Origin of the sequence: Streptomyces sp. So13.3, from assembly GCF_005860785.2 — a bacterium.
Taxonomy (GTDB): Bacteria; Actinomycetota; Actinomycetes; order Streptomycetales; family Streptomycetaceae; genus Actinacidiphila; species Actinacidiphila fildesensis.
In genome coordinates this window covers 4481894-4506308 of sequence record NZ_CP048835.1, presented here as the reverse complement: position 1 = coordinate 4506308, position 24415 = coordinate 4481894, and the positions used below count along the sequence as shown (strand labels likewise).

At 71.3% G+C, this 24415-nt stretch carries 23 protein-coding genes; 16 read left to right on the top strand and 7 right to left on the bottom strand.

The genetic code is table 11. From position 1 onward, the window contains the following. The first annotated feature begins 262 nt into the window (after window positions 1–262). From C8250_RS20220 to C8250_RS20175, 10 genes are all read left to right on the top strand, one after another. On the top strand, window positions 263–946 hold the full coding sequence (locus tag C8250_RS20220; protein WP_244809221.1) for a hypothetical protein: 684 nt from the start codon (window positions 263–265) through the stop codon (window positions 944–946). Window positions 947–954: 8 nt separating this feature from the next. Further along, window positions 955–1755, top strand: a complete 801-nt coding sequence (locus tag C8250_RS20215; protein ID WP_138353523.1) for a hypothetical protein — start codon at window positions 955–957, stop codon at window positions 1753–1755. 13 nt (window positions 1756–1768) lie between these two features. Continuing rightward, complete coding sequence (locus tag C8250_RS20210) at window positions 1769–3076, top strand: ATPase, T2SS/T4P/T4SS family (RefSeq protein ID WP_138353524.1); 1308 nt, start codon at window positions 1769–1771, stop codon at window positions 3074–3076. Continuing rightward, window positions 3076–3966, top strand: coding sequence for a type II secretion system F family protein (locus tag C8250_RS20205; protein ID WP_138353597.1), 891 nt, complete (start codon window positions 3076–3078; stop codon window positions 3964–3966). Before C8250_RS20210 ends, C8250_RS20205 begins: the two co-directional genes overlap by 1 nt. Further along, window positions 3963–4868 carry a type II secretion system F family protein gene (locus C8250_RS20200; protein ID WP_187144915.1) on the top strand — a complete coding sequence of 302 codons (906 nt, stop codon included), beginning with the start codon at window positions 3963–3965 and terminating at the stop codon, window positions 4866–4868. The genes C8250_RS20205 and C8250_RS20200 overlap by 4 nt, the downstream gene beginning before the upstream one ends. Window positions 4869–4960: 92 nt before the next feature. Next, a complete protein-coding gene (locus C8250_RS20195; protein WP_138353525.1) occupies window positions 4961–5209 on the top strand; it encodes a hypothetical protein in 249 nt (82 codons plus the stop codon). Between the two features lie 8 nt (window positions 5210–5217). Further along, window positions 5218–5697, top strand: coding sequence for a TadE family protein (locus tag C8250_RS20190; protein WP_138353526.1), 480 nt, complete (start codon window positions 5218–5220; stop codon window positions 5695–5697). A gap of 8 nt (window positions 5698–5705) precedes the next feature. Beyond that, window positions 5706–6143 carry a TadE/TadG family type IV pilus assembly protein gene (locus tag C8250_RS20185; RefSeq protein WP_138353527.1) on the top strand — a complete coding sequence of 146 codons (438 nt, stop codon included), beginning with the start codon at window positions 5706–5708 and terminating at the stop codon, window positions 6141–6143. Beyond that, window positions 6140–6598 (top strand): pilus assembly protein TadG-related protein, encoded by a 459-nt coding sequence (locus C8250_RS20180; protein WP_244809219.1) that lies wholly within the window; start codon window positions 6140–6142, stop codon window positions 6596–6598. Before C8250_RS20185 ends, C8250_RS20180 begins: the two co-directional genes overlap by 4 nt. Before the next feature lie 55 nt (window positions 6599–6653). Next, entirely contained in the window at window positions 6654–9635 is a 2982-nt protein-coding gene (locus tag C8250_RS20175) for a BTAD domain-containing putative transcriptional regulator (protein WP_138353528.1), read from the top strand. 72 nt (window positions 9636–9707) lie between these two features. On the opposite strand, the gene C8250_RS20170 is transcribed toward C8250_RS20175, so the two are convergent. The 3 genes from C8250_RS20170 to C8250_RS20160 form a co-directional block, all read right to left on the bottom strand. After that, the gene (locus tag C8250_RS20170) at window positions 9708–11309 is read right to left on the bottom strand and encodes a transporter (protein WP_138353529.1); all 1602 of its coding nucleotides are present in this window, start codon (window positions 11307–11309) and stop codon (window positions 9708–9710) included. Beyond that, window positions 11306–12043, bottom strand: a complete 738-nt coding sequence (locus C8250_RS20165) for an ABC transporter ATP-binding protein (RefSeq protein WP_232485333.1) — start codon at window positions 12041–12043, stop codon at window positions 11306–11308. The genes C8250_RS20170 and C8250_RS20165 overlap by 4 nt, the downstream gene beginning before the upstream one ends. 167 nt (window positions 12044–12210) lie before the next feature. Further along, on the bottom strand, window positions 12211–12867 hold the full coding sequence (locus C8250_RS20160; protein ID WP_138353531.1) for a bifunctional DNA primase/polymerase: 657 nt from the start codon (window positions 12865–12867) through the stop codon (window positions 12211–12213). Window positions 12868–13149: 282 nt separating this feature from the next. Between C8250_RS20160 and C8250_RS20155 the strand changes: the two genes are divergently transcribed. After that, complete coding sequence (locus C8250_RS20155) at window positions 13150–14532, top strand: transcriptional regulator (RefSeq protein ID WP_138353532.1); 1383 nt, start codon at window positions 13150–13152, stop codon at window positions 14530–14532. Window positions 14533–14805: 273 nt separating this feature from the next. Next, window positions 14806–16236: a hypothetical protein gene (locus tag C8250_RS20150; protein WP_138353533.1), complete on the top strand. Its 1431-nt coding sequence runs from the start codon at window positions 14806–14808 to the stop codon at window positions 16234–16236. Window positions 16237–16270: 34 nt separating this feature from the next. Here the strand turns inward: C8250_RS20150 and C8250_RS20145 are convergent, their stop codons facing one another. After that, window positions 16271–17494 carry an ABC transporter substrate-binding protein gene (locus tag C8250_RS20145; protein ID WP_244809217.1) on the bottom strand — a complete coding sequence of 408 codons (1224 nt, stop codon included), beginning with the start codon at window positions 17492–17494 and terminating at the stop codon, window positions 16271–16273. A 193-nt stretch (window positions 17495–17687) separates the two neighbouring features. Between C8250_RS20145 and C8250_RS20140 the strand changes: the two genes are divergently transcribed. Then, window positions 17688–18134 (top strand): hypothetical protein, encoded by a 447-nt coding sequence (locus C8250_RS20140; RefSeq protein WP_187145299.1) that lies wholly within the window; start codon window positions 17688–17690, stop codon window positions 18132–18134. Between the two features lie 43 nt (window positions 18135–18177). Continuing rightward, window positions 18178–19035 (top strand): formyltetrahydrofolate deformylase, encoded by an 858-nt coding sequence (gene purU, locus C8250_RS20135; RefSeq protein ID WP_244809215.1) that lies wholly within the window; start codon window positions 18178–18180, stop codon window positions 19033–19035. Window positions 19036–19070: 35 nt separating this feature from the next. Here purU and rfbC read toward each other — a convergent pair whose 3' ends face one another. Together rfbC and rfbA are read right to left on the bottom strand one after the other, a co-directional pair. Then, a complete protein-coding gene (gene rfbC / locus C8250_RS20130) occupies window positions 19071–19673 on the bottom strand; it encodes a dTDP-4-dehydrorhamnose 3,5-epimerase (protein ID WP_138353537.1) in 603 nt (200 codons plus the stop codon). Next, on the bottom strand, window positions 19670–20551 hold the full coding sequence (rfbA, locus tag C8250_RS20125) for a glucose-1-phosphate thymidylyltransferase RfbA (RefSeq protein WP_138353538.1): 882 nt from the start codon (window positions 20549–20551) through the stop codon (window positions 19670–19672). Before rfbA ends, rfbC begins: the two co-directional genes overlap by 4 nt. Before the next feature lie 139 nt (window positions 20552–20690). Between rfbA and rfbB the strand changes: the two genes are divergently transcribed. Continuing rightward, complete coding sequence (gene rfbB, locus C8250_RS20120; RefSeq protein ID WP_138353539.1) at window positions 20691–21677, top strand: dTDP-glucose 4,6-dehydratase; 987 nt, start codon at window positions 20691–20693, stop codon at window positions 21675–21677. Then, entirely contained in the window at window positions 21674–22591 is a 918-nt protein-coding gene (rfbD, locus tag C8250_RS20115) for a dTDP-4-dehydrorhamnose reductase (protein ID WP_138353540.1), read from the top strand. Before rfbB ends, rfbD begins: the two co-directional genes overlap by 4 nt. A gap of 114 nt (window positions 22592–22705) precedes the next feature. Here rfbD and C8250_RS20110 read toward each other — a convergent pair whose 3' ends face one another. Continuing rightward, window positions 22706–24316 carry a N,N-dimethylformamidase beta subunit family domain-containing protein gene (locus C8250_RS20110; RefSeq protein WP_138353541.1) on the bottom strand — a complete coding sequence of 537 codons (1611 nt, stop codon included), beginning with the start codon at window positions 24314–24316 and terminating at the stop codon, window positions 22706–22708. Window positions 24317–24415 lie beyond the last annotated feature (99 nt).

Sequence of the window (24415 nt, the reverse complement as noted above, 5' to 3'; positions counted from 1 at the left end):
CCATCATTGAATGATCACGGACAGTTCCGTTGCGCTTCCGTGAGTCTCCCGTCACACGATGCGCCTTGAGGGTGTTTATGCGGCGCTGATAGCGTGCGGTGACTTGACACCGGCCTGCGGGCTGTCGCCATCCGGAGCGCGACGACCTCTCCCCACGCAGCCAGGAGTCCAAGCACGCCAGCTCGACGGGGGCATTGACGTGAAGATCAGGGAACGTTCCGCTGCAGGTGGCAGTGGTGGTAGGCCGTCTGTGCCCGGGCCGATGATGGGTGGGCCGACGGGTGAGCGGCTGCCGGTCGCGCCGCGGGAACGGAAGCCCGCGCTGGCCGCGCTCGCCGTACTGCTCATCCTCGTTGGGGCGCTGGGTGCGACGGTGCTGGTCATGCGTGCCGGGGACCGGATTTCGGCGATCGAGATCACGGAAGCCGTGCCGGCGGGAGAGGTCATTCCGGCTTCGGCGATCCGCGAAGTAATGGTCGCCGATGGTTCGGATATTAAGTACGTACCGTGGAGCGATAAGGGCTTGCTGGCCAAGTACTGGGCCGCTACCGACCTCGTCAAGGGGTCCGTTCTTGTCGGGGCGATGCTCAGCAGTGAGGACAATCAGCTCAAGGCGGGCAAAGCGATCATCGGACTCTCCCTCAAGGGCGGGCAGTTCCCCGAGGGACTGAAGGTCGGCGACACGGTCGCCGTCTACCGCGTGGGCAACGACGCGGCGAAGTCCACTGCCGGCAACTCCGGCAACTCCGGCAATTCCGGCGGCGGGAACACGCTGCTCAGCAACAACGCCAAGGTCAAGTCCGCACCGACGAGCGGAGGCGACGCGCTCGGCAGTAGCGGCACCGCGTACTCGATCGTCGTCGACCAGAGCGACGCCGGCCCGCTGACGCTGGCCGCGTCCGCCGGTGAGGTCTCGCTGGTGCTCGTTCCCGCCAGCAAGGGCTGAGGCCCGCCATGGCACTTATCGCGATCGCGGCGGACAAGGGGTCGCCCGGTGTGACGACGACGGCTGTCGCCCTCGCCGCCGTCTGGCCGCGCCGTGCGCTGCTCGTCGAGGCGGACCCGTCCGGCGGTGACCTTGTCTACCGCAGCCAGGCCGCGCACGGCGGTGTGCTCGACCCGAACACCGGCATGCTGTCGCTGGCCGCGACGGCCCGCCGCGGGCTGGCCGCCGAACAGCTGTGGGACCACGCGCAGCCGCTCGCCGGGGGCCTCGATGTGGTCGTCGGGCTCGGCGGTTCCGAGCAGGCGGCCGGGCTGGTCGGGCTGTGGCCGACGCTGGGCCGGGCGTTCGCGACGCTCGCCGAGTCGCCGAACGGCGCGGCCGACGTGCTCGCCGACTGCGGCCGGATCGGCGCCGATTCGCCCTCGCTGGAACTGTTCTCGCATGCCGCGCTCGTCCTGCTGGTGTCCCGGACGGAGCCCGAGCAGCTCGCCAGGGTGCGGGACCGCGCCGCGGCGCTCTCCGCCAAGCTGCACGGTTCGCAGCGCGGCGCGGCCGCGCTCGGGTTCCCGCCGATCGGCGTGCTGCTGGTCGCCGAACCGGGACAGAGCGCCCGTATCGTCAGCCAGGTCAACGACATGCTCGTGGCCTCGCAGATCGCCGCCCGCGTCGTCGGCACCCTCGCGCACGACCCCGCGGGCGCCGAGCAGCTGGCTGGCCGCCGCCGTGGCCGTCTCGACAAGTCGTTGCTGATCCGTTCGGCCCGGCAGATCACCGCCGACGTGCCGCACCGGTACGGGGTTCTCCGATGAGCGGGGTTCTTCGATGAGCGCCATGGACCACCAGCTCGTCAAGCGGTTCCGGCAGGACGCGGGCGACCGCATATCCGAGCAGCGCCGCCTCGACCAGGTGTCGGGCGTGCCCGCGATGTCCCCCGAGGACGAGCGGCAGTTCGCCCGCGCCGTCATCGCGCAGATCCTGGAGGACTACGCGCGCGCCGAGATCAACCTCGGCCGCACGCCGCCCAACGCGGAGGCCGAGGAGGCGTACGCGGCGGCCGTGCACGCCGCGCTGTTCGGCGTCGGACGGCTGCAGCCGCTGCTCGACGACCCCGAGGTCGAGAACATCGACATCAACGGCTGCGACCAGGTGTTCGTCGGGTACTCGGACGGCCGGGAACTGCGCGCCGACCCCGTCGCCGAGTCCGACGAGGAGCTCATCGAGCTCATCCAGGTGCTCGGCGCGTACTCGGGCCTGTCGTCGCGCCCCTTCGACTCGGCGAACCCACAGCTCGACCTGCGGCTCCCGGACGGCTCGCGTCTGTCCGCCGTCATGGACGTCACGCGCCGCCCCGCGCTCTCCATCCGCCGGGCGCGGCTCGGCAAGGTCTTCCTCTCCGACCTGGTCGGCAACAACACGCTCACCCCTGAACTGCACTCGTTCCTCAGCGCCGCCGTGCTCGCCCGCAAGAACATCATGATCGCGGGCGCCACCAACGCCGGGAAGACGACGCTGCTGCGCGCGCTCGCCAACGTCATCGGGCCGACCGAGCGTCTGATCACCGTCGAGCGGGCGCTGGAGCTCGGGCTCGACCAGTTCCCCGAACTGCACCCGAACGTCGTGGCGTTCGAGGAGCGGCTGCCCAACTCCGAGGGCCAGGGCATGATCTCGATGGCCGAGCTGGTGCGGCGGTCGCTGCGTATGAACCCCTCACGCGTCATCGTCGGTGAGGTCCTCGGCGACGAGATCGTCACCATGCTCAACGCGATGTCGCAGGGCAACGACGGCTCGCTCTCCACGATCCACGCCAACAGCTCCGCCGAGGTCTTCAACCGCATCTCGACGTACGCCCTCCAGGCGAAGGAGCGGCTGCCCGTCGAGGCGTCCCAGATGCTCGTCGCGGGCGCCATCGACTTCGTCGTCTTCGTGCAGCGGCGCAACGACTTCGAACGCGGCGGCACCCTGCGCCGTGTCGTCACATCCATCCGGGAGGTCAACGGCATCGACGGCCGCGTCCTGTCCAGCGAGGTCTTCGCGGAGGGCCAGGACGGGCGGGCCTACCCGCACGCGCCCTTGTCCTGCCTGGACGAACTCCTCGCCAACGGCTACCAGCCCTCGGGGGTGTGGCGATGATGACCGGTGTGTTCTCCCTGCCCGTGCTGTACGGACTGCTGGCCGGCACGGCCGTCGGCGGCGGTATCGCGCTGTTCGTCGTCGCGCTGCGCGGCTGGGCGCCCAAGCCGGGCGCCGCGAACGACAACGGGAAGCGTGCCGCCGAACTCGTCCGCTTCCTGTCCACCCGCGGCTCGCTGGCGATCGGCGGCGGACTCGTCGTCCTGGCGCTGACCCGGTGGATGGTGATGGGCGCCGCCACCGGCATCCTCGTCTTCACCTGGGACCGCCTCTTCGGCGGCGCCGCCGAGGAGCGCGCCGCGATGAAGCGCGTCGAGGCGCTCGCCGCCTGGACCGAATCGCTGCGTGACACCATCGCCGGCGCCGTCGGCCTGGAGCAGGCCATCCCCGCCTCGGCGCGGGCCGCCGCCCCGGCGCTGCGCACCCACCTGGAGGCGCTCGTCGACCGGCTGCGGTCGCGTACGCCCCTCCCGGACGCGCTGCAGCACCTCGCCGACGAGATCAACGACGCCTCCGCCGACATCATCATCGCGGCGCTCATCCTCAACTCCCGGCTCCGCGGCCCCGGTCTGCGCGAGGTCCTCGGTGCCCTCGCCAAGTCGGCCCGCGAGGAGGTCGACATGCGGCAGCGCGTCATGGCGCAGCGCGCGAGCACCCGGCGCAGTGTGCAGATCGTCATCGTGGTGTCGGTGACCTTTGTGCTGGGGCTGGCGATCTTCAACCGGAGCTTCGTCGAGCCGTACGGGACGGCCGTCGGCCAGCTGGTGCTGGGCGTCGTGTGCGCGTTGTTCGCTGCCGGGTTCTGGTGGCTGCGCAATCTGTCGAAGATCGAGACGCCGGAGCGGTTCCTGACGCACGCACCCGAGCGACAGGAGATGGGCGCCCGATGAACAGCATCTTCCTGACCGTGACCGTCGGCGCCATCGCCGGACTCGGCATCTTCGCCCTTGTCCGGGCGCTGATGCCGAACCGCCGTGGTGCGGTCGCGACCGTCGCGCAGATCGACGCGCTGCGCGCGGCGGGGCCGTCGAGCGGTCCCGCTCCGCGCGCCACCGACCTCAAGGGGCGGCTCGGCCAGCGCGTTTCGGCCTTCTACCTGCAGCAGGGCTGGGAACAGCGCTCGCTGCGGGCGGACCTCGCCGTCCTCGACCGCAGCTGGGACAGCTTCCTCGCCACGAAGGTGATGCTGTCCGCGGTCGGCGTGTTCTTCGGCCCGTTCCTGTTCGCGATCGCCTGGCAGCTCGGCGTCGGCAGCAACCCCGTCATCCCGCTCTGGATGGCGCTGCTCTTCGGCGGGCTCTTCTTCTTCCTGCCGGACGTGGAAGTACGGCGCGACGCCGTCGACAAGCGCCGCGACCTGCGGCGCGTCATCGGTGCGTACCTCGACCTGGTCTCCATGAACCTCGCGGGAGGCCGCGGTCTGCCCGAGGCGCTCATGGCCGCCGCCGAGATCGGCGACGGCTGGGCGCTGCTGCGCATCCGCAACGCCCTCGCGGACGCGCGGATCACCGGCACGAGCCAGTGGGTCGCCCTGGGGCGGCTCGGCGACGAGCTGGGGGTCGAGGAGCTGAAGGACCTGTCGGTGACGCTGGGGCTGGTCGCCGACGACGGTGCGAAGGTGCGCGAGTCGCTCGCCTCGCGTGCGGAGACGATGCGGCACCGGGAGCTTGCCGAGATCGAGGGCGGGGCAGGCGAGAAGTCGCAGTCCATGCTCGTGGCCCAGCTGTTGCTCTGTGCGGGCTTCCTGGTCTTTCTGATCTTTCCGGCGGCGATGCGGGTCTTCAAGGTCTGAATCGCCGAATCGTCGAACCATCCGGACCCTGTGAATCGTCTGATGTCGAAGAGTCTGATCCACGTAGTCACCGAGTCGAGAGGACTTGAACCATGAACCGTTTGCCCATCAGTCACCCCGCGATCGATTTCCTCGTCACGTTCATTCAGGGGCGGGTGCGTCACGCCCGCTCGGAGGAGACCTCACGCGGCGCGTCCGCCGTCGAGTGGGTCATCATCTCGGCCGTGGTCGTGACCATCGTCGGTGTGGTCGCCGCACTGATCAACAACGCGCTCAAGGGCAAGGCCACCGACGTCGGCAACTGCATCTCGGGCACCACCGACACGGGTACCTGCAAGTAAGCGGAGTGATGAGCAGCCGATCAGGGTCTTTCGTACGCCGCAGGCTCGATGCCGCCCGCGGCGACAGCGGTGTGGGCAGTCGCACCGGCTCCGGTGGCGACCGCGGCATGACCGCGATCGAGTTCGTCTTCCTGACCCCGGTGCTCTTCTTCATGATCTTCGCGACCGTGCAGTTCGGGCTCTTCTACTTCGCCGACCATGTCGCGCAGGCCGCCGCCCAGGCGGGCGCCCGCAAGGCGCGGGCCGAGGCGGACGGGAACCCCGGCGGCTGGGAGGCGAAGGCCAGATCGACGGCGTTGAGCTATATCGCGCAGCTCGGACCGAATCTGCTGGAAGGCCCGACGGTGACGTCCTCCGGACCCGCCAACAACACCGTGGGGATCCGGGTGACGGCCACCGTGCCGACGGTCTTCCCGGGGATGACGTTCACGGTGAACGAGCAGTCGCAGGGGCCGATCGAGCGCTTCGTACCGGACATCGGGGGCTGAGGCCGGTCATGCGCAGTTGGCTGCGGAACAGGGCCCGTCGGGCCGGCCGCTCCGGCGATCAGGGGATCTCCACCATCGAGGTGGTGATCCTCGCGCCGGTCATGATCCTGTTCATTCTCGTCCTGGTCGCCTTCGGACAGCTGGTCGACGGCCGGGGCGCGGTGGACAGCGCCGCGCGCGACGCCGCCCGCGCCGGCTCGCTGCAGCGCGACGGCACGACGGCGATGAGCCAGGCCCAGGCGGCGGCCGAGGCGGATCTGGCGGACACCTGCCTCGACCACCCCACCGTGACGAAGACCAGTAAGGGCTTCGAGGCCGGCGGGCTCTTCTCCGTCGATGTGACGTGCACCGTGCGCGGCTTCGGGGTTCTGGGACTCAACATCAAGAACACCATCACCGCCACGAGCGCCTCGCCGCTCGACCCGTACCGGAGGGCAGCACCGTGACGTGGCTGACGGCGCGACGGCCCGCGGCCCGCGACGATCGCGGCTCCGGCACCGCGGCGGTGCTCATGTTCGCCCTGGTGTTCATGACGCTCGCCGCCTTCGTCGTCGACGGCGGACTGTCCATCCACAAACGCGAGCGCGCCGCGGACATCGCCGAGCAGGCGGCCCGTTACGCGGCCCAGGACATCGACGTGGAGGCGCTGCGGAACGCGCCCGCGGGCACTCCGCCGCGGATCAACACCGCGAACTGCGACGCCCGGGTCAAGGACTTCGCCGCACGGTCGGGGCTCAGCATCGAGGACGCCGCCGCCTCCGGCTGCGACCTGGCCAGGACCACCGACCAGCATGTAGAGGTGAGGATTCAGCTCACCTACAGTCCCACTCTGACGGGTTTCTTCTACAGCAAGGACTTCACGGTCCACGGGACGGCGGCGGCCGAGATCGCCACCGGCTGATTCGTCGCCGTCCATCCACCGCACCACCGAAGGCAGAAGGCAGAGGAACGAGCCCATGGCACGCACGACCGCCAGTCGGCGACCGGCCCAACCCGCGCAACCGGGCCGGCCGCAGCCGCCACGCCGCCGCCGTACGTTCGGTGACGTCGTCCGGGCGCTCCTGGCGTTTCTCGCGCTCGCCGTCCTGGTGGTGGGCGTGCCGGTCGCGCTGCTGAAGATCGTCGGCTCGCCGCTGCCGCACTCCTACTCGATGGAGGTGCTGCGGGAGCCGATCACGACGGAGACGTTCATCAACGTGCTGGCCGTCGTGGTCTGGCTGGCGTGGGCGCAGTTCGCGGCGTGCGTGATCGTGGAGACGAAGGCCGCGATCTCCGGGATCGGGATGCCGTCGCGGGTGCCCGCGTCGGGGCCGAGCCAGTTGCTGGCGCGCCAGTTGATCGCGGCGCTGCTGTTGATCGGCGCGAGCGCCGCCAGCCTCACGCCGGGGCTCGCGCAGCTCGGCAACCTGCACGACCAGCCGCACCGCGGCGGCCCGGCCGTGACCGCCCAGCAGACGCCGGGGCAGGTGCAGCAGCACCAGCAGCGCGCGGCCGGTGGTACGCAGCAGCAGGGCGGCGGGCCCGCCTCCACGACGGTGACGCCGGGTGCGGCCGCCGCCGCGGAGGCCGCCAAGGAAGCGACGAAGTTCTACCGGATCCAGCCGCCCGAGGGCCGGCACCACGATTCGCTGTGGGAGATAGCCGAACGCCACCTCGGCGACGGCCGCCGCTACAACGAGATCTACCAGCTCAACAAGGACCGGGCGCAGCCCGACGGTTCGAAGCTGTCCAAGGCGAGCCTGATCCGGCCCGGCTGGATCATGGAGATGCCGGCCGACGCGCGCGGCGGCGACCTCGTGGAGATGCCCGTCGCGGCGCCGAAGCCCGCTCCCGACGTGCAGCACTACGCGGAGCGCGGCGGGGTCAAGGACACGGCGGCCGAAGGGGCTCACGCGGCGCACACCGCACCTGTCCGGACACCCGCCCAAACGCCGGTTCAGACCCCGGCCCAGACGCCCACGCAGAAGCCCGCCCAGCAGCCCGCCCACGCCGAAGAGGCCCCGGTCGGGCCGGCCGTCGCCGCACCGTCCGTATCCCAGGGCTCCGGGCACGGATTCGGGCTGCCCGAGGCGCTCATCGGCGCCCCGCTGCTGGCGGCCGGGCTGCTCGCCGCGCTGGGGCGGCGCCGCCGTACCGCGCTGTGGCAGTCGGTCACCGCCGGCGCGGTCCGCACGCCCCGCACCCCCAACGGGCCCGAGGCCGACGCCGCCGACGCGCTGCGGATCGGCGCGGACGCCGATACCGTCGCGTTCCTCGACCGCGCGCTGCGCGCCCTATCGGCACGGCTCGCCTCGGACGGCGGCAAGCTGCCCACGGTCTACGCGGCATGGCTCACCGACGAGGCGCTGCACCTCCAGCTGGCCTGGCCCGAGGGCCAGCCGCCCGCGCCGTGGCAGCTCGGCCAGGACCAGACGTTCTGGCGGCTGGACCGGGCGGACCTGCCCGCCGACGCGGACGTCTCCGCCAGCGCCCCGTACCCGGGCCTGGCCGCCCTCGGCACCCTCGACGGCGCCCGGCTGATGCTCAACCTCGAAGCGGTGCCCGGCATCGTGTCGCTGACCGGAGCCCGCGCCGACCGTGAGGCGGTTCTCGCCTCCGTCGCCGCCGAACTCGCCACCAACGGCTGGTCGGACCGGATGACGGTGACGCTTGTGGGCTTCGCCGAGGACCTCACGGCCCTCGCGCCGGCCAGGATCCGGCACCTCGCGGACGTCCCCGAGGTCATCGAGACGATGGCCGCCGAGACCGCGCAGCGCTCCGCCGCGCTGCGGACCGCAGGACAGGACAACGTACTGACCGGCCGGACCGGCAGCGCCCAGCACACCCAGCGCTCCCCGCACCTCGTCCTGATCGCCACCGAGCCCACCGAGGAGGAGGCCGACCGGCTCGCCGAACTCGCCGCCGACTCCGGCCGGCTGGGCATCGGCTACCTCGTCGCGTCGGCCCGGGACGACCTGCCGGGCGCCGCCTGGGCGCTCGAGGTCACCTCGGCGGGCCGGCTGCTCGCCCCGCTCCTCGGTCTGGACCTGGAGGCACAGCTGCTCCCGGCCGCCCAGTACGAGGCGATCCTCGGGCTGTTCGCGGCGGCCGACCCGGACCGCGAACCGTCCGCCTCCGTGCCGCCGTTCATGGTCGACCTCACCGACCAGGGCCGGCCCGGGGTGTACGCCCGCCTCCTCGGCCCGTTCGAACTCATCGGCCTCGAAACCCCGGAGGCCGGGCGCAGCCTGCTCCTCCACGAGGCGCTGGCGCTGCTCCTGCTGCACCGTGAGGGCGTCCACCCGCGGGTGCTGGCCTCCGCGCTCTGGCCGCGCGGCGTCACCGACGACGTGCGCGACGCGCTCATCGACCGGCTGCGCGACTGGCTCGGCACCGACGCCGACGGCTCGTCGCGGATGTCGTACGACGCCACCGGCCGCCTCGTGCTGTCCAGCACGGTCGTCTCCGACTGGGACGTCCTGCAGACCCTGCACCACGCGGCCTCCGAGGGCCCGGGCGCCGACGATCCGCAGACCCGCCGCCGGCTGCTGGCCGACGCCCTCGCGCTGGCCCGCGGCTCCCTCCTGGAGGACCGCGCCCCGGGCCGCTACGGCTGGCTCGCCCACGAGATCGTCGACGCCCAGCACCCGGTCCTCGTCGCGGAGGTCGCCCTCGCCCTGGCGGGCCTGCACCTCGACGCGGGCAAGCCGAAGGCCGCCGTCGCCGCCGTGCAGACCGCCCTGGCGGTCACCGGCTCCGACGAGCGCCTCTGGCTCGCCCTCCTGCACGCGACCCACGCCACCGGCGACCCGGCCCGCCTCGAAGCCGCCGCCGAATCCCTCCTGGCCCGCAACCACACCCTCAACGGCGCGGCCCGCGGCCTGCCGCCCCGCGTCGAAGCCCTGCTGGACGAACTCCTTCCGTCCTGGCGCGGCAGCATCGGCAGTATCGCCAACTGAACGATCGCCAACTGAGCAATCGCGGATCGGCCAACCGGCGCCCGGGCGTTCGCGCCCGGGCGTTCGCTGTGCTCAGCCCTTCGCCACCGCCGTCAAAATCTCCGGGAGGCGGTTGAGGAGGCGGGGGGCCGTGAAGCGGAGGGATGCCGCGGCCAGGGTCACGGCGTAGAGGGCGCCGATCGGCAGCAGGATCCAGAGGTAGGCGTGGTGGTCGGCGACGTGGAGGTAGATCGTCAGGCCGACGAGCGGGAGACAGCAGGCCGCGCCGGTGAGACCGCCGCCGAAGAGGCTGATCGCGGCGAGGCCGCCCTGGCCGGGGGCCGAGCTGCCGAACGGGTTGTCCTGGGGGAGGGCGTACGGGAAGCGGACGCTGGCGAAGGCGCCGGCGGCGATGAGGGCGCCCAGGAGGGCGAGGGACAGCCCCAGGGTCTCCGGGACGGCGTCCGGCCGGCCGAGGAGCAGGGCCGCTCCGATGGTGACGATCGTGACGTACGGGACGGCGACGGTCGACAGGGCCAGTGCGCGGGCGCGCAGTTCCGCGTGGGCGTCGGCGCGGGTGGAGATGGTGGAGGCGACCGTCCAGAAGGCGGAGCCGTCGACACCGAACTGGTTGTACATCTGCATGCCGAGGAGCCCGGCGGCCCAGCACGCCGAGTAGATGCTGCCGTGCTGGACGGCGGCCACGATCGGCAGCAGCAGTCCGACGGCCAGCGCCGTCGCCCAGGCCGCCTTGGAGCGCGGATCGCGCCAGGCGTAGCGGAACTGGCGTTCCATCACGGTGCCGGTGCGGCCGCCGGGCAGCAGCGCGGCGAGCCGGCCGCCGCCGGTGCCCGCCTCCTTCTCCGCGGCCTGGAGGGTGGAGGCGTCGGGGGTGACCATCAGCCGGTACAGGCTGTGGTGCCACCAGCGGATCACCAGGGCCAGGACGGCCGCGACGTAGAGGAGTTCGAGGACGGCGAGACCGTAGGAGCCCCCGGTCGCCGCGCGGACCGCGTCGATCGCGGGGGCGGGTGGCAGCCAGCGGAGCACGGAGGCGAGGGACTTGACGCGGTCCAGGCCGTCGGACGAGGCGAGCGAGCTGGCGCCGAGGTTGACGAGCTGCGCGCCGACCGCCACGAACAGGCCGCTGAGCAGCGCGAGGTCGCGCCCCTTGCGGCTGGTGAGCAGACGGGTGTTGGCGGCGGCGACGGCGCGCGACAGCGCCACGCACAGCAGCAGTACCAGCGCGACGGCGACGATCGCGACGACGATGGAGACCGCGTTGCCCGCCAGCGCGGACACCGCGCCCGCCGTCACGATGACCGTGAAGACCGGTCCCACGCCCAGCAGCGACGAGATCAGCAGGGCGGAGATCAGCGGCCGCGGGCGCAGCGGCAGCATGGCGAGGCGGGTGGGGTCGAGGGTGTCGTCGCCGCCGAAGAGGAACAGCGGCATGACGGCCCAGCCGATGATGAGGACGACGGCCAGCCCGACGGCGGCCGCCGGCCCGTACTCGCTGTGGCGCAGCGCGATCATCCCGACGCCCATGGCGAGCCCGTACAGCATCGCGAAGACGACGCCGACGATCCAGCCGATGGTGCGGCCGGTGGACTGCCGCAGTCCGTTGCGGATGATGGCGAGTTTGAGACGGATGAAGACCGGCGTGACCGACGGGTGCGTGGCCGGGGTGCTCATCGTGCGCCGCCCAGCCAGTCGAGGTCCTGGCCGCCGCGTTCGGTGGCGCCGACGAGCGACAGGAACGCGTCCTGGAGGGAGGACGCCTCCCCCCGTACGTCGGCGAGCGGGCCCTGGGCGACGATCCGGCCGGCGGCCATCACCGCGACCCAGTCGCAGAGGCTCTCCACGAGCTCCATGACGTGCGAGGAGAACACGACGGTGGCGCCCGAGCGGGTGTAGCGCTCCAGGACACCGCGGATGACCTGCGCGGACACCGGGTCGACGCCCTCGAAGGGCTCGTCCAGGAAGAGCACTTCGGGGTTGTGGAGCAGCGCCGCGGCCAGTCCGATCTTCTTCCGCATACCGGTCGAGTAGTCGACGACCAGCTTGTTCTGCGCGGCGGAGAGGTCGAGGACGTCGAGCAGCTGCGCGGCGCGCTTGTCGACCTCGGCGCCGGGCAGACCGCGCAACCGGCCGGTGTAGGCAAGCAGTTCGCGGCCCGACAGACGTTCGAAGAGCCGCAGCCCCTCGGGGAGCACGCCGATCCGGGACTTCACGGCGACGGGGTCGGTCCAGACGTCGTGGCCGGTGATCAGGACGGTGCCGTCGTCGGGGCGGAGCAGGCCGGTGACCATGGAGAGCGTGGTGGTCTTGCCGGCGCCGTTCGGGCCGACCAGGCCGATGAACCGTCCGGCCGGGAGTTCGAGGTCGATCCCGGCCACGGCCACCTGCTCGCCGAAGGACTTCCACAGGTTGTGGACGCTGACCGCGTAGCCCTGGTCCGCTGCGCCTTGATCCGGTGCGCCCTCGTCGGGTGCACCCGCCTCGAATGTCTTCGGCACGTTGCGCCGTCCTTCCCCGTGGAGACCGCTGATCCACGGGGAAGCCTAGAGCAGGCCCTGTCAGGCCCCGGCGGGTGCTATCGGGCCCGGCTCGCCGCCGCCTCGCGGCCGCACGCGTACGCCAGCGGGCTCAGCAGTTCCTCGACGTCGGGGAGCCAGCGGTTGAGGGCGGTGGGCTGGCGCGCCCACTGCACGGAGCCGCCGGTGCCGGTGCGGGTGGGCGGGGACGCGATGAAGTCGCCCTCGCCGCGGACTAGGAGGTCCAGGGAGGCGGGCGGCCAGCCCAGCTTGCGCAGCAGGTCGGGGACCTTGACCGACGCGCCGGGCAGCACCAGGAAGATCAGCCGCCGGTTGGGGGTGCAGAGCACCGGGCCCAGCGGCAGGTCCATCCGTTCCATGCGGGCGAGGGCGAGGCAGCCGGCCACCTCGGGGACGTCGATCGCGTCGAAGGTGCGTCCGGTCGGCAGCAGGATCGACGCCCGCGGCTGCTTGGACCACATCCGGCGCACCGCGACGGCGCTGCCGCTGGCCTGGGTCGCCCAGTCGGGGCGGGTCGGGTGCGCGCCCGGCGCCGGGCAGGCGGGGGAGTCGCACGAGCAGCGTGACCCGCCGCCGTCGTCCTCCAGCCAGGAGCCGGGCAGCACGTCCCAGTGCCGCTCCTCCGCGTATCGGACCGCTGTGTCGAGCAGTTGGTCGGTGAGCTGCTGCGGGGGGGCTCCGATGGTGTCTTCCACGCGCTGCACAACTACCTCGGTCACCAAGGGTTACGGGGTGGAGCCGCGGCTCATCGCGGGCGCACGGGTGCACGGCCGGGGGCGCGTGCGGGAACGCGGCCCAGGATGCGGGTAGTCCCTGGTGGGTGCGGTGACGTACGCCCTGGAAGAAATGCCGTGAAAACGGTGAATTCACGTCATGTGTGCTGGGCATTGATCTCTTATCGAAGATCGCCAGGGTCACCAGGGGGAGCGGGACGACGGGCACAGGCCCGTGATCCCGCGATGAAGGAGGGGCACTACATGGCCGCACGACCACTGGTGGCGCGGCAGCCGAACGAACGGCTGCAGGCGCTCATCCAGGAAGCCGGCTGCTCCAACGCCGGCCTGGCCCGCCGGGTCAACATGTGCGGGGCCGAGCACGGCCTCGACCTGCGGTACGACAAGACGTCCGTCGCCCGCTGGCTGAGAGGCCAGCAGCCGCGCGGCCGGGCGCCGGCCATCATCTCCGAGGCGCTGGGCCGCAAGCTGGGGCGCGCCGTCTCCATCGACGAGATCGGCATGGCCAACGGCAAGAACCTCGCCACCGGCATCGGGCTGCACTTCGCGCCCACCGTTCTCGGTGCGATCGAGCAGGTCTGCGAGCTGTGGCGCAGCGACGTCGGGCGCCGGGACTTCCTCACCGGGTCGACGGTGGCCGCCTCGGCCCTCGTCGAGCCCAGCCGTGACTGGCTGATCACCCGTACCGACGGCGCCGTCGCCCGGGCCGGCGGGTCGCGGGTCGGCAAGGCGGACGTGGAGGCGGTGCAGGCCACGACGAAGGCGCTCGTCGACCTGGACCACCGCTTCGGCAGCGGCCATGTGCGGCCGGTCGTCGTGCACTACCTCAACAGCGTCGTGTCGGGGCTGCTGGCGGGCTCCTACCGCGAGGCGACCGGCCGTCAGCTCTTCGGCGCGGTGGCGCGGTTGACCGAACTCGCCGGCTACATGGCCGTCGACACCGGGCAGCCGGGGCTCGCGCAGCGCTACTACATCCAGGCGCTGCGGCTCGCGCAGGCGGCGGGCGACCGCGGCTACGGCGGCTACGTGCTGGCCGCCGGGATGAGCCATCTCGCCGAGACGCTCGGCAATCCGCGCGAGATCGCGCAGCTCGCGCGGGCCGCGCAGGAGGGCGCGCGCGGGCAGGTCACCCCCACCGCGCAGGCGATGTTCTACGCGGCGGAGGCCCGCGGGCACGCGCTGCTCGGCGACGCCCGGACGTTCGCGTCGGTCGCCGGACAGGCCGTCGACGCGCTGGAACATTCCAACCCGGACGACGACCCCGACTGGATCTCCCACTTCGACCAGGCCTATCTGGCCGATGAGTTGGCGCACGGCCACCGCGACCTCGGCCAGGCGGCCCCGGCCGCCCGGCGCGCCGAGGAGTCCCTCGCGGGCCACCCCCCGACGCGGGTGCGCCGCCGCGCGATCGGGCTGCTGCTCCTCGCCGACGCCCAGGTGCAGCAGCGCGAGATCGAGCAGGCCTGCCACACGGGCACCGAGGCGGTGGCCCTGCTGACCGGGCTGCGCTCCCATCGCGGTGCCGAATATCTGGACGACTTCCGCCGCCGCCTGGAACCGTACGGAGCGGAGCCCGCGGTACGGGAGTTCGGCGCCCATCTGCAGGAGCAGGAGGCCGCCGCATAGCGCCCGGCGGTCCTCCCGGGGTGCGCGCCGCCCCGGCGCACGCGGTACCGGCGGAATCGCCACCCGCCGGAATCGTTACCGGAACGACATCGCCGTGCACGACCGCCCAAGAGACGGCCGATACCTCGCCATTCGGTCCTTCCCCGTCGTCAACGCGGCCCTGTCCGGCCCTCGCCCGATCGGGTGCGTGGTGGGTTCTCAGGCTGACCCGGTAGCGTGAGCCGTCGAGTCCGATGACGGGTCCGACGACGGGTAAAGGCGGGAGTTCCGGCGATGCACAGCGGACACGGCGACGAGACGCCGGACGATCAGTACCGGCAGAACCCGGGAACGCCCGAGCCCCGAAGGGGTGTGGTGCTGCCACCGGAGCAGCCGCCGCAGCATTACGACGACCATGTGCGGCCCGCCGGCGGCCAGCCGTGGGACCAGGCGCCGGGCGCCGCGCAGCCGCTGCCGCCCGAGGCCGGCGCGGGGGCGGACGCGACGATGATGTTCCCGCCGTATCCGCAGGCCACCCCGCCTGCTCCCGCGATGCCGCCGATGCCGCCCGCGATGCCCCCGGCGCCGCAGGCGGCCGCCGCACCGGTGCCGGAGGCGGACGCCACCCAGTTCCTGCCCCCGTATCCGCGTTCGTCGCCGCCCCCGGAGCCGTTCACCCCGGACCCGTTCAAGGCCGAGCCGTTCGCTCCCGAGCCGTTCACGCCCGAGCACTTCGGGGCGGGGACCGGTCCCGCCGGGTACCCCGCCGAGAGCGAGGCGGAGGCCACCCGGCACCTGTCGCTCTCGATCTTCGACGAGCCGTCGTACGACCAGCCGCAGGGGCCCTCGTACGACCAGTCGTACGACGAGCCGCAGTCCGCCCCCTCGGGCGACTACGACCACCTGTACCGGCAGGACGGCCCCCGGCAGCAGCCGAGGCCGGAGCCGGCCCGTCAGCAGCCCTACCGGGGCCAGGCAGCGCCGCCGGCTCCGGCGCCCGCTCAGGCCTATGCGGATCCGTACGACGGAGCGAACGGTGCGAACCACGCAAATGGTGCGAACGGTGGCGGCGGTGGCGGATCGCGCCGCCGGCTCTCCCCGGCCGCGGTGATCGGCATCGTGGTCGTCGGCTGCGCCCTGGCCGGGCTGGCCGCGGGCGCCGCGCTCAGCGCGGGCGGCGACGACAGCAAGGACGCGGCCAAGGCGAGCAAGCCACCATCCTCGTCGACCGGAGCGTCCGCGCAGCCGGGCGGAGCCGCCGACGACGCCGTCACGAAGCAGGCGAAGTCCCTGGACACACTCCTCAAGGACAGCGGCAGCAGCCGGTCCTCCGTGGTCAGCGCGGTGGAGTCGATCAAGTCCTGCAAGAACCTGCCCCAGGCGGCGACCGACCTGCGCGCGGCGGCCGGCCAGCGCGGCACGCTCGTCACCCGCCTCGCGGCCCTGCAGGTGGGCCAGCTGCCGCAGCACGCGGAGCTGACCGAGGCGCTGAACAAGGCGTGGGCGGCGTCGGCCGCGGCCGACAACGCGTACGCGTCCTGGGCGGACCAGGCGGCCAGCGACGGCAAGACCTGCAAGGGCGGCCACGCGAAGGGCACCCCCGTCAAGTCGGTGGGCGACCGCGAGAGCGGCAGCGCTACGGCGCAGAAGAAGCGGGCCGTCCGGCTCTGGAACGCGATCGCGAAGCAGCACAACCTGACCGAGCGGGAGTACTCCCAGCTCTGAGCCGAGCGGGCGCCCGGGGTCCGGGCGCCCGCTGCTAGTCGTTCTGGCTCACCTGGCGGCCGAGCGTCGCCGCCATGTCGACGAATCCGGTGCGGGCGGCGACCAGCCGGCCGTCCTTGACGACCTGGTAGACGACCTTCGCGTTCACCATCCGCGGGTGGCCCGGCACCGGGAGCATGTTCTCGTTGCGCCAGCCGAGGTCCGGGGTGAGGCCGCCGGTCGAGATGGCGTTCGCCTTGTCCAGCGCGCGCTTGAGGGTCATGGGGTTGACCTCCTCCTCGCCCATCGCCCGGACGACCTCGGTGAAGACCGAGTACGCGATCCAGGTGGTCTGGACGCCGGGGTCGGCGACGTCGATCCGGTTGTCACCGAAGGCGTACTTCTTCACGACCTCCTTCATCGCGTCCCACTTGGGATCCGAGGTCGGCGGGTACCAGCCGGTGGCGAACGCGTTCTCCAGCGGGCTGTTCCTCCCGCCGGTGCTGTCGATCAGCGACTGCTGGATGCTGCCGATCACCGAGGAGAGCCGCACGTCGGGCAGCTCGTTGCCGAGCCGCCGGAGCGAGTCGATGAAGGTGTCCGTGCGGTCGCCGAGCACGGCCGAGACACAGGTGCCGGAGTGGGCGTTGCCGACCGCCCGCTGGGCGACGCCGGTGTACTCGGTGGAGTCGTCGGCCGTCGGCAGGTCGTTGGCGGCGGGCCGGCCGCCGGCCTTGAGACCGGCGTCGAGGAACAGCGGGAACTGGTCGCCGACGATGGTGTCCGGCCGCACCAGGCTGACCTTGGAGCAGGAGGCCGCCAGTTGCTTCCCGCTGCCCGTCAGCAGGGCCGGCAGGCCGCCGTTGACGGGATAGGACATGGGGCTCTGGAACTCCTCCTGGGTTATCCCGTAGCCCCCGATGTACGGGATCCCGGCCGACTCCAGGATGGAGGTGAAGCTGTTGGCGTGCTCGCTGTACGAGCCGATGACGGCGACCGCGCCCTCTTCCTGGGCCCGCTGCGCGCACTTCGCGGCCTCGACCGTGTCGTTGTGGTCGTTGCAGGTGAGGACCTTGAGGTCGCGGCCGTTCAGCCCGCCCGAGGCGTTGACGTGCGCCGCGAACGCCTGCGCCATGGCGGGCATTCCTGGCATGTTGGTCGATTTCGTACCGTCCGGCGCCCAGGTCATGACGACCACGGGTCCCGGGGAGCCCCCCGCGCTCCCCGGGATCGCACCGCAGCCGCTGATCAGCGCCGCGCAGGTCGTCGATACAGCCAACAGGACAGCCTTGCGCGAACGCCGCTCAGTCATGAACATGGACGTTTCCGTCCCGCCCTCAACGTGCGGGTGACCGTGGGCGAACGCAGCGTCACGTTCAGGTGAATTGCAGGTGCGGATTCGAGGGAACGTACGATCGGTCACCGTGCAGACTTCGGAGAAGACTTCCCGCCGCGGTACCCGCTCCTCCACGATGGGGGGCATGCCGCTCAATGACATGCCTTGGTGGCGCTGGCGCAGCAATGTGCGCTCGGCGCTGCACATGATCAGCGACCCGGTGTTCCAGCAGGAGTGCTGGCTCGCCGGGGTGCCCGGTTTCGGCGACGTCACCGACGCCGTCTACCGCCTCGTCGAGGACACCTGGCTCGACAACTGGTCCGCCGAGAAATACGTCGGGACGATCTTCCGCGACTCGCAGGAGGCCGCGCTCGTCGACGTCGCGGTGCTCCGGGTGCTGAAGATCCTGCACCAGGTGGGCGCGGACGCGCCGGTCAGCACCTACCTGGAGCACCACGCCTGGCCGGAGGCGGTCCGCGCCGCCCGTGAGGCGCACGTCAAGCTCGCGACGGCCGACGGGGACGACGTGGACGCGCCGCCGCGCTCGCTCGACGTCCTGGCGATCTACACGCGTACCGCCTGACGGACGGCGGCGCCGTGCGAGCGGCCGCGTGTGCGAGGCTGACGTGGTGAACGAACCGCAATATGTGCTGACGCTGTCCTGTCCCGACAAGCAGGGCATCGTGCATGCCGTGTCGAGCTACCTCTTCATGACCGGCTGCAACATCGTGGACAGCCAGCAGTTCGGGGACCAGGACACCGGGCTGTTCTTCATGCGGGTGCACTTCACGGCGGAGCCGCCGGTGGACCAGGACAAACTGCGCGCGAGCTTCGCGGCGATCGGCAGCGCCTTCCAGATGGACTGGCAGCTGCACGCGGCGGACGAGAAGATGCGGGTCGTCCTCATGGTCAGCAAGTTCGGGCACTGCCTGAACGATCTGCTGTTCCGCACCCGGATCGGCGCGCTGCCCGTCGAGATCGCGGCCGTGGTCTCCAACCACACGGACTTCGAGGAGCTCGCCGGCTCCTACGGCATCCCGTTCCACCACATCCCGGTGACCGCCGACACCAAGGACCAGGCGGAGGCGCGGCTGCTGGAACTGGTCGAGGCGGAGCGCGTGGACCTGGTGGTGCTGGCCCGCTACATGCAGGTCATCTCCGACGACCTGTGCAAGCGGCTGCCCGGCCGGATCATCAACATCCACCACTCGTTCCTGCCGAGCTTCAAGGGCGCCAAGCCCTACCACCAGGCGCACGCGCGCGGGGTGAAGCTGATCGGCGCGACCGCGCACTACGTGACGGCGGCCCTCGACGAGGGCCCGATCATCGAGCAGGAGGTCGAGCGGGTGGGGCACGAGGTCACCCCCGAGCAGCTCGTGGCGATCGGCCGTGACGTCGAGTGCCAGGCGCTGGCGCGCGCCGTGAAGTGGCACAGCGAGCACCGCGTCCTGATCAACGGGCACCGCACGGTCGTCTTCGCCTGACGTGCGGTGCCGCGGGCCGTACCGGTCCGGTCCGGTCAGGCGCCGGCGCCCAGCTCCTTGTAGCGGGCCTGGCAGACGTCGAAGTCCGGCAGCCGGCCGCCGTCCCGCATCTCCGCGAAGCTGGGGGCGGCCGCGTCCCGGGCGGACAGCTGGGGCGCGCCGGTCTGCCAGTCGATGCCGAGCTCGGGGTCGAGCGGGTGCACACCGTGCTCCTTGTCGGGACGGAAGACGTCCGAGACGAGGTACGAGAGCGTGGCGTCGTCGCTGAGGGCGCAGAAGCCGTGGCCCATGCCCTCCGCGATGTAGAGGGCCTTGCGGTCCACGTCGTCCAGCCGGACGCCCTCCCACTGGCCGAAGGTCGGCGAGCCGACCCGCAGGTCGACCACCACGTCGAGCACCGCGCCGCGTACGCACGTCACGTACTTGGACTGGCCCATCGGGACGTCGGCGAAGTGGATGCCGCGCACGACGTCCTTCGACGACACCGACATGTTGGCCTGCGCGAGCCGCATCGGATGCCCGACCTCGGCCTCCAGCCGGTCGAAGCGGTACCACTCCAGGAACAGGCCGCGCGGGTCGCCGTGCTGCTGGGGGGTGATCTCCCAGGCGCCGTGGAAGGACAGCGGTCGGATGTTCATCGCGGGAGGTCCTCTTCGAGGGCGAGCGTGTTGACGAGGTATTCGCCGTAGCCGCTCTTCAGCAGCGGTTCGGCCAGTTTGCGCAGCTGCTCGGAGTCGATGAACCCCATCCGCCAGGCGGTCTCCTCGACGCAGCCGAGCTTCAGCCCCTGCCGCTCCTCGATGACCCGGACGTACTCCGAGGCCTGGACGAGGGAGTCGAAGGTGCCGGTGTCCAGCCAGGCGGTGCCGCGGTCCAGTACGGAGACCCGGAGCTTGCCCTGCTGCAGGTAGGTCGCGTTGACCTCGGTGATCTCCAGTTCGCCGCGCGCGCTGGGCTTCAGGCTGTTGGTGATGTCCACGACCTGGCTGTCGTAGAAGTAGAGGCCCGGGACGGCGAAGCGCGACTTCGGCCGCTCCGGCTTCTCCTCGATCGACAGCGCGTTGCCGTGCTCGTCGAACTCGACGACGCCGTATGCGGTGGGGTCCTTCACCTGGTAGGCGAAGATCACGCCGCCGTCGGGGGAGCTGTGGTCCTGCAATTGCCGCCCGAGGCCCGCGCCGTGGAAGATGTTGTCACCGAGAATGAGCGCCACCGGCTCACCGCCGATGAAGTCCGCACCGATCTGGAAAGCCTGGGCGATTCCACCGGGATTCGGCTGCGAGCGGTATTCGATATTGATACCGAATTGCGAGCCGTCGCCGAGGAGCCGGCGGAACTGCTCCTGGTCCTGCTCGGTGGTGATGAGCAGTATGTCGCGAATTCCCGCCATCATGAGCGTCGACAGCGGGTAATAGACCATCGGCTTGTCGTAGACCGGCATCAGCTGTTTGGAGACCGCTTTGGTGATCGGCCACAGCCGGGACCCGGTCCCGCCGGCGAGGAGGATACCACGCATGTTGTTTCTACTTTCTCCGGCGGCAGGCGGCCGAAGACTGCTCGGCTTCGCCCCTGCACTCGGGGAACGGCTAGAGTTACGGCGAAGCAAACCATCTTACGCCGCCCCCCAGTAGGGGCCTGACTGGACTCTGGCACTCATGAACATTCTTGTTACCGGTGGCGCCGGATTCATCGGCTCGCAGTTCGTCCGCGCAGTCCTGTCAGGGGAGATGCCGGGGCTCGAGACCGCCTCCGTCACCGTACTGGACAAACTCACCTACGCCGGCAACCCGGAGAACCTCGCTCCGGTCGCCCACCTGCCCGGCTACCGGTTCGCGCACGGCGACATCTGCGACGCGGACTTCGTCGCCTCCGTCCTGCCCGGCCATGACGCGGTGGTGCACTTCGCCGCGGAGTCGCACGTCGACCGGTCGATCACCGGCGCGGCCGCGTTCGTCACCACGAACGTGCTCGGCACCCAGACCCTGCTGGACGCCGCCCACAAGCTGGGCATCGGCCGCTTCGTGCACGTGTCCACGGACGAGGTGTACGGCTCGATCAGTGAAGGTTCGTGGACCGAGGACTGGCCGCTCGCGCCCAACTCCCCGTACGCCGCGGCGAAGGCGGGCTCCGACCTGATCGCGCTCGCCTACCACCGCACGCACGGGATGGACGTGGTGGTCACCCGCTGCTCCAACAACTACGGGCACCATCACTTCCCCGAGAAGATGATCCCGCTGTTCGTGACGAACCTGCTGGACGGCAAGAAGGTCCCGCTCTACGGCGACGGCGGCAACATCCGTGACTGGCTGCACGTCTCCGACCACTGCCGGGGCATCGCGCTCGCGCTGCAGGGCGGCAAGGCCGGTGAGGTCTATCACATCGGCGGCGGCACCGAGTTGACGAACAAGGAGCTCGCCGGCCGGCTGCTGGAAGCCTGCGGCGCCGGCTGGGACATGGTCGAGTACGTCGAGGACCGCAAGGGCCACGACCTGCGCTACTCCCTGGACATCAGCAAGTCCCGCGCCGAGCTGGGCTACGAGCCGCAGATCGGCTTCGACCAGGGCCTCGCCGACACCGTCGCCTGGTACCGCGACAACCGGGCCTGGTGGGAGCCGCTGAAGGCCAAGGCGGCGCTTTCATGAGCGATGCCGTGACGAACGACGACCCGGCCGCCGGCAGCACCCGCTGGCTGGTGACCGGCGCCGGCGGCATGCTCGGCCAGGAGGTCGTGGCGGCGCTTGCCGCCGACCCGGCCGCCGCCGTCACCGCCGCCACCCGGGCCGACCTGGATCTGACCGACCCCGCGGCGCTGCTCGCGGCGGTCCGCGGTCACCGGATCGTGGTCAACGCGGCAGCCTGGACGGACGTCGACGGCGCGGAGGCCGACGAGGCCGCCGCCACCGTCGTCAACGGCGACGGGGTGCGCCATCTGGCCGCGGCCTGCGCCGCCGCGGGCGCGCTGCTCATCCATGTCTCCACCGACTACGTCTTCCCCGGCGACGCCAAGGAGCCGTACCGCGAGGACGACCCGACCGGGCCGGTCAACGCGTACGGCCGCGGCAAGCTCGCCGGTGAGCTCGCGGTCGCCGAGCTGCTGCCCGACAGCGGCTACACCGTCCGCACCGCCTGGCTGTACGGCGCGCACGGCCGCAACTTCGTCGCGACCATGCTGAAGCTGGCGGCCACCCACGAGACGCTCGACGTCGTCGACGACCAGCTCGGCCAGCCCACCTGGGCCCGCGCGCTGGCCGTCCGGCTCACCGAGCTGGGCCGCGCCGCGCTCGCGGGCGACGCCCCGGCCGGCGCGTACCACGGCACGGCTTCCGGCCAGGCCACCTGGTACGAGCTGGCCCGCGCCGCGTTCGAGCTGTCGGGGCTGGACCCCGACCGGATCCGCCCCACCACGGCCGACAAGTTCGTCCGGCCGGCCCAGCGCCCGGCCTACAGCGTGCTGGGCCACGACCGCTGGTCCGCCGCCGGGCTCCCGGCGATGGCCGACTGGCGGGACGAGCTCAAGGCGGCGGTCGCGGCAGGAACGTTCGCACCGCGGCCGTAGCCGCACCACCGGTCACGCCCACCGGGTACGACGCACGAAAGCCCGGCCGCCACTGCGGTCGGGCTTTTCGTGTTCGGTGCACCCGCGCGGACCCTTCGGAGGGCCCGCGGCGGGTCAGTGCGCGTAGGAGAAGCCGGCGGGCGGCCTGGCGTACGTGTTGTAGTTGTCGACCGCCGGGTGCTTCGCGCCGGCGGGGCCCGCCTGGAACGCCGTCAGGATGTTCTCGCTGACCTTGCGGGCGAACTTCACCGAGCTCTGCGGCACACGGTAGGAGCACCGGTCGTTGTTGACCGTGCAGGTCCAGCCGAGGGTGCCGCTGGAGAACACGCCCGCCCCGGAAGGCGTCGTGTAGTAGGTGGAGTTGGAGAAGCTGTGCTTCTTGCCCAGCGTGACGGGTGAGTCGGAGAGGGCCTGTATCGGGCGCGGCACCTCGGGCCCGGTGAACAGCTTGTCGTACTCGACGGCGACCAGACCGGGGTACTTCGACCCGTTCTTCGCGCCGGTGCCGGCGTAGACCCAGCTGTCCGCGTCCGTGACGACGTACGGCGCGGTCACGCCGAGCCATTCGTACTGGACGCCGAGCAGTTCACTCTCGGGACGCGGGTTCGGCGGCAGCCGCCACTGCTGCGTCGCCTCGTTCGGGTCGGTGAGCACCATCGGGTCCTCGGACGGGTCCTTGTAGCACGTCACGAAGCGCTGGTCGCCGAGGGCCGAGGCCTCGAAGCGGACGTGGCGGTAGACGTTGTTGGCACCGAAGAACGCCATGTTGATGCCGGTGTCGCGGGCCTTGGTCGCGGTGTCCCGCATCCCCGAGGACCAGTACTCGTCATGGCTGGGGAATATCAGCGAGCGCGCGCCCTTGAACAGTTCGGGCATGTTGTCGAGCTCCGACGAGGTGACGTAGGCCATCCGCAGGCCCAGCTTCTCGGCGGTGACCAGCATGGGCAGCTCGTGCCACAGGAACTGGCCGCTGCCACCGCGGTCGTAGGGCCGGTCGAAGCTCACCTTGCGGGAGCGCTCCGCGTAGGAACGCGGGCCGGGAGGGCCCGCGTAGATGTTGTGCCCGCCCCACGAGTTGTAGGCCTGCCAGGTGGCGGTCGCGTTGACGAACACCGTCTTGCCCGCGGTGGAGGTCGAGCGGACGGTGATCGGGACGTTCCGCTCGTTGCCCTTCCTGGACGTGAGCTTCAGCAGGTAGTCGCCCTCGGGCCAGCCCTTGGTGCCGATGCTCATGGACGGCTTCCACGGGGCGGTCGCCATGAATATGCCCGGCACGACCTTGGCCGGCGGCTGTATCTGACCGCGTACCGACTTCGAGGACCAGACCAGCCGGCCCTGCTTGCCGCCGTAGTAGCCCATCCGGAAGGCCTGGACTTCGAAGCTGCTGGCCGTGGTCGACACATACAGGTCGAACGGCTGACCGGACGTCACGCTGACGTGATTGGTGTATCCCTCGATCGCGTTCTGCGGACCGGGGTTCCGCACCTCCCAGGCACGGGTGCCGGGCAGGGCGTTCTCCTTGGACACGGAGAAGTCGCCGGTCGACTGCCGTGGCGGCGGGGCGACTTCGGCGACCTTGTGCGGGGCGGTACCGGTAGCCGACTCGGGCACGGACGCGGCGACGGCATCGCGGGTGTGGTCCAGGACGTAGGGAACGGCCGGGACGGCTATCGCGATGAGGGCGCCGAGGGCGCACATAAGAAGGATGATACGGCGCACATTCATGGTCCAGCGACCGTACATGCGTCCGGCAACCGACTTTGTCGATGCTGTCTGATCGTCGGGTCGCTGTGACAAGACTGTGAACTTCGCCGGGCCTTTGCC

Excerpts from the sequence above, each read along its gene's own strand:
- C8250_RS20220 (WP_244809221.1), top strand. The coding sequence starts at position 263 with ATGATGGGTGGGCCGACGGGTGAGCGGCTGCCGGTCGCGCCGCGGGAA.
- C8250_RS20215 (WP_138353523.1), top strand. The coding sequence starts at position 955 with ATGGCACTTATCGCGATCGCGGCGGACAAGGGGTCGCCCGGTGTGACG.
- C8250_RS20210 (WP_138353524.1), top strand. The coding sequence starts at position 1,769 with ATGAGCGCCATGGACCACCAGCTCGTCAAGCGGTTCCGGCAGGACGCG.
- C8250_RS20205 (WP_138353597.1), top strand. The coding sequence starts at position 3,076 with ATGACCGGTGTGTTCTCCCTGCCCGTGCTGTACGGACTGCTGGCCGGC.
- C8250_RS20200 (WP_187144915.1), top strand. The coding sequence starts at position 3,963 with ATGAACAGCATCTTCCTGACCGTGACCGTCGGCGCCATCGCCGGACTC.
- C8250_RS20195 (WP_138353525.1), top strand. The coding sequence starts at position 4,961 with ATGAACCGTTTGCCCATCAGTCACCCCGCGATCGATTTCCTCGTCACG.
- C8250_RS20190 (WP_138353526.1), top strand. The coding sequence starts at position 5,218 with ATGAGCAGCCGATCAGGGTCTTTCGTACGCCGCAGGCTCGATGCCGCC.
- C8250_RS20185 (WP_138353527.1), top strand. The coding sequence starts at position 5,706 with ATGCGCAGTTGGCTGCGGAACAGGGCCCGTCGGGCCGGCCGCTCCGGC.
- C8250_RS20175 (WP_138353528.1), top strand. The coding sequence starts at position 6,654 with ATGGCACGCACGACCGCCAGTCGGCGACCGGCCCAACCCGCGCAACCG.
- C8250_RS20170 (WP_138353529.1), bottom strand. The coding sequence starts at position 11,309 with ATGAGCACCCCGGCCACGCACCCGTCGGTCACGCCGGTCTTCATCCGT.
- C8250_RS20155 (WP_138353532.1), top strand. The coding sequence starts at position 13,150 with ATGGCCGCACGACCACTGGTGGCGCGGCAGCCGAACGAACGGCTGCAG.
- C8250_RS20150 (WP_138353533.1), top strand. The coding sequence starts at position 14,806 with ATGCACAGCGGACACGGCGACGAGACGCCGGACGATCAGTACCGGCAG.
- C8250_RS20140 (WP_187145299.1), top strand. The coding sequence starts at position 17,688 with ATGGGGGGCATGCCGCTCAATGACATGCCTTGGTGGCGCTGGCGCAGC.
- rfbC (WP_138353537.1), bottom strand. The coding sequence starts at position 19,673 with ATGAACATCCGACCGCTGTCCTTCCACGGCGCCTGGGAGATCACCCCC.
- rfbA (WP_138353538.1), bottom strand. The coding sequence starts at position 20,551 with ATGCGTGGTATCCTCCTCGCCGGCGGGACCGGGTCCCGGCTGTGGCCG.
- rfbB (WP_138353539.1), top strand. The coding sequence starts at position 20,691 with ATGAACATTCTTGTTACCGGTGGCGCCGGATTCATCGGCTCGCAGTTC.
- rfbD (WP_138353540.1), top strand. The coding sequence starts at position 21,674 with ATGAGCGATGCCGTGACGAACGACGACCCGGCCGCCGGCAGCACCCGC.
- C8250_RS20110 (WP_138353541.1), bottom strand. The coding sequence starts at position 24,316 with ATGAATGTGCGCCGTATCATCCTTCTTATGTGCGCCCTCGGCGCCCTC.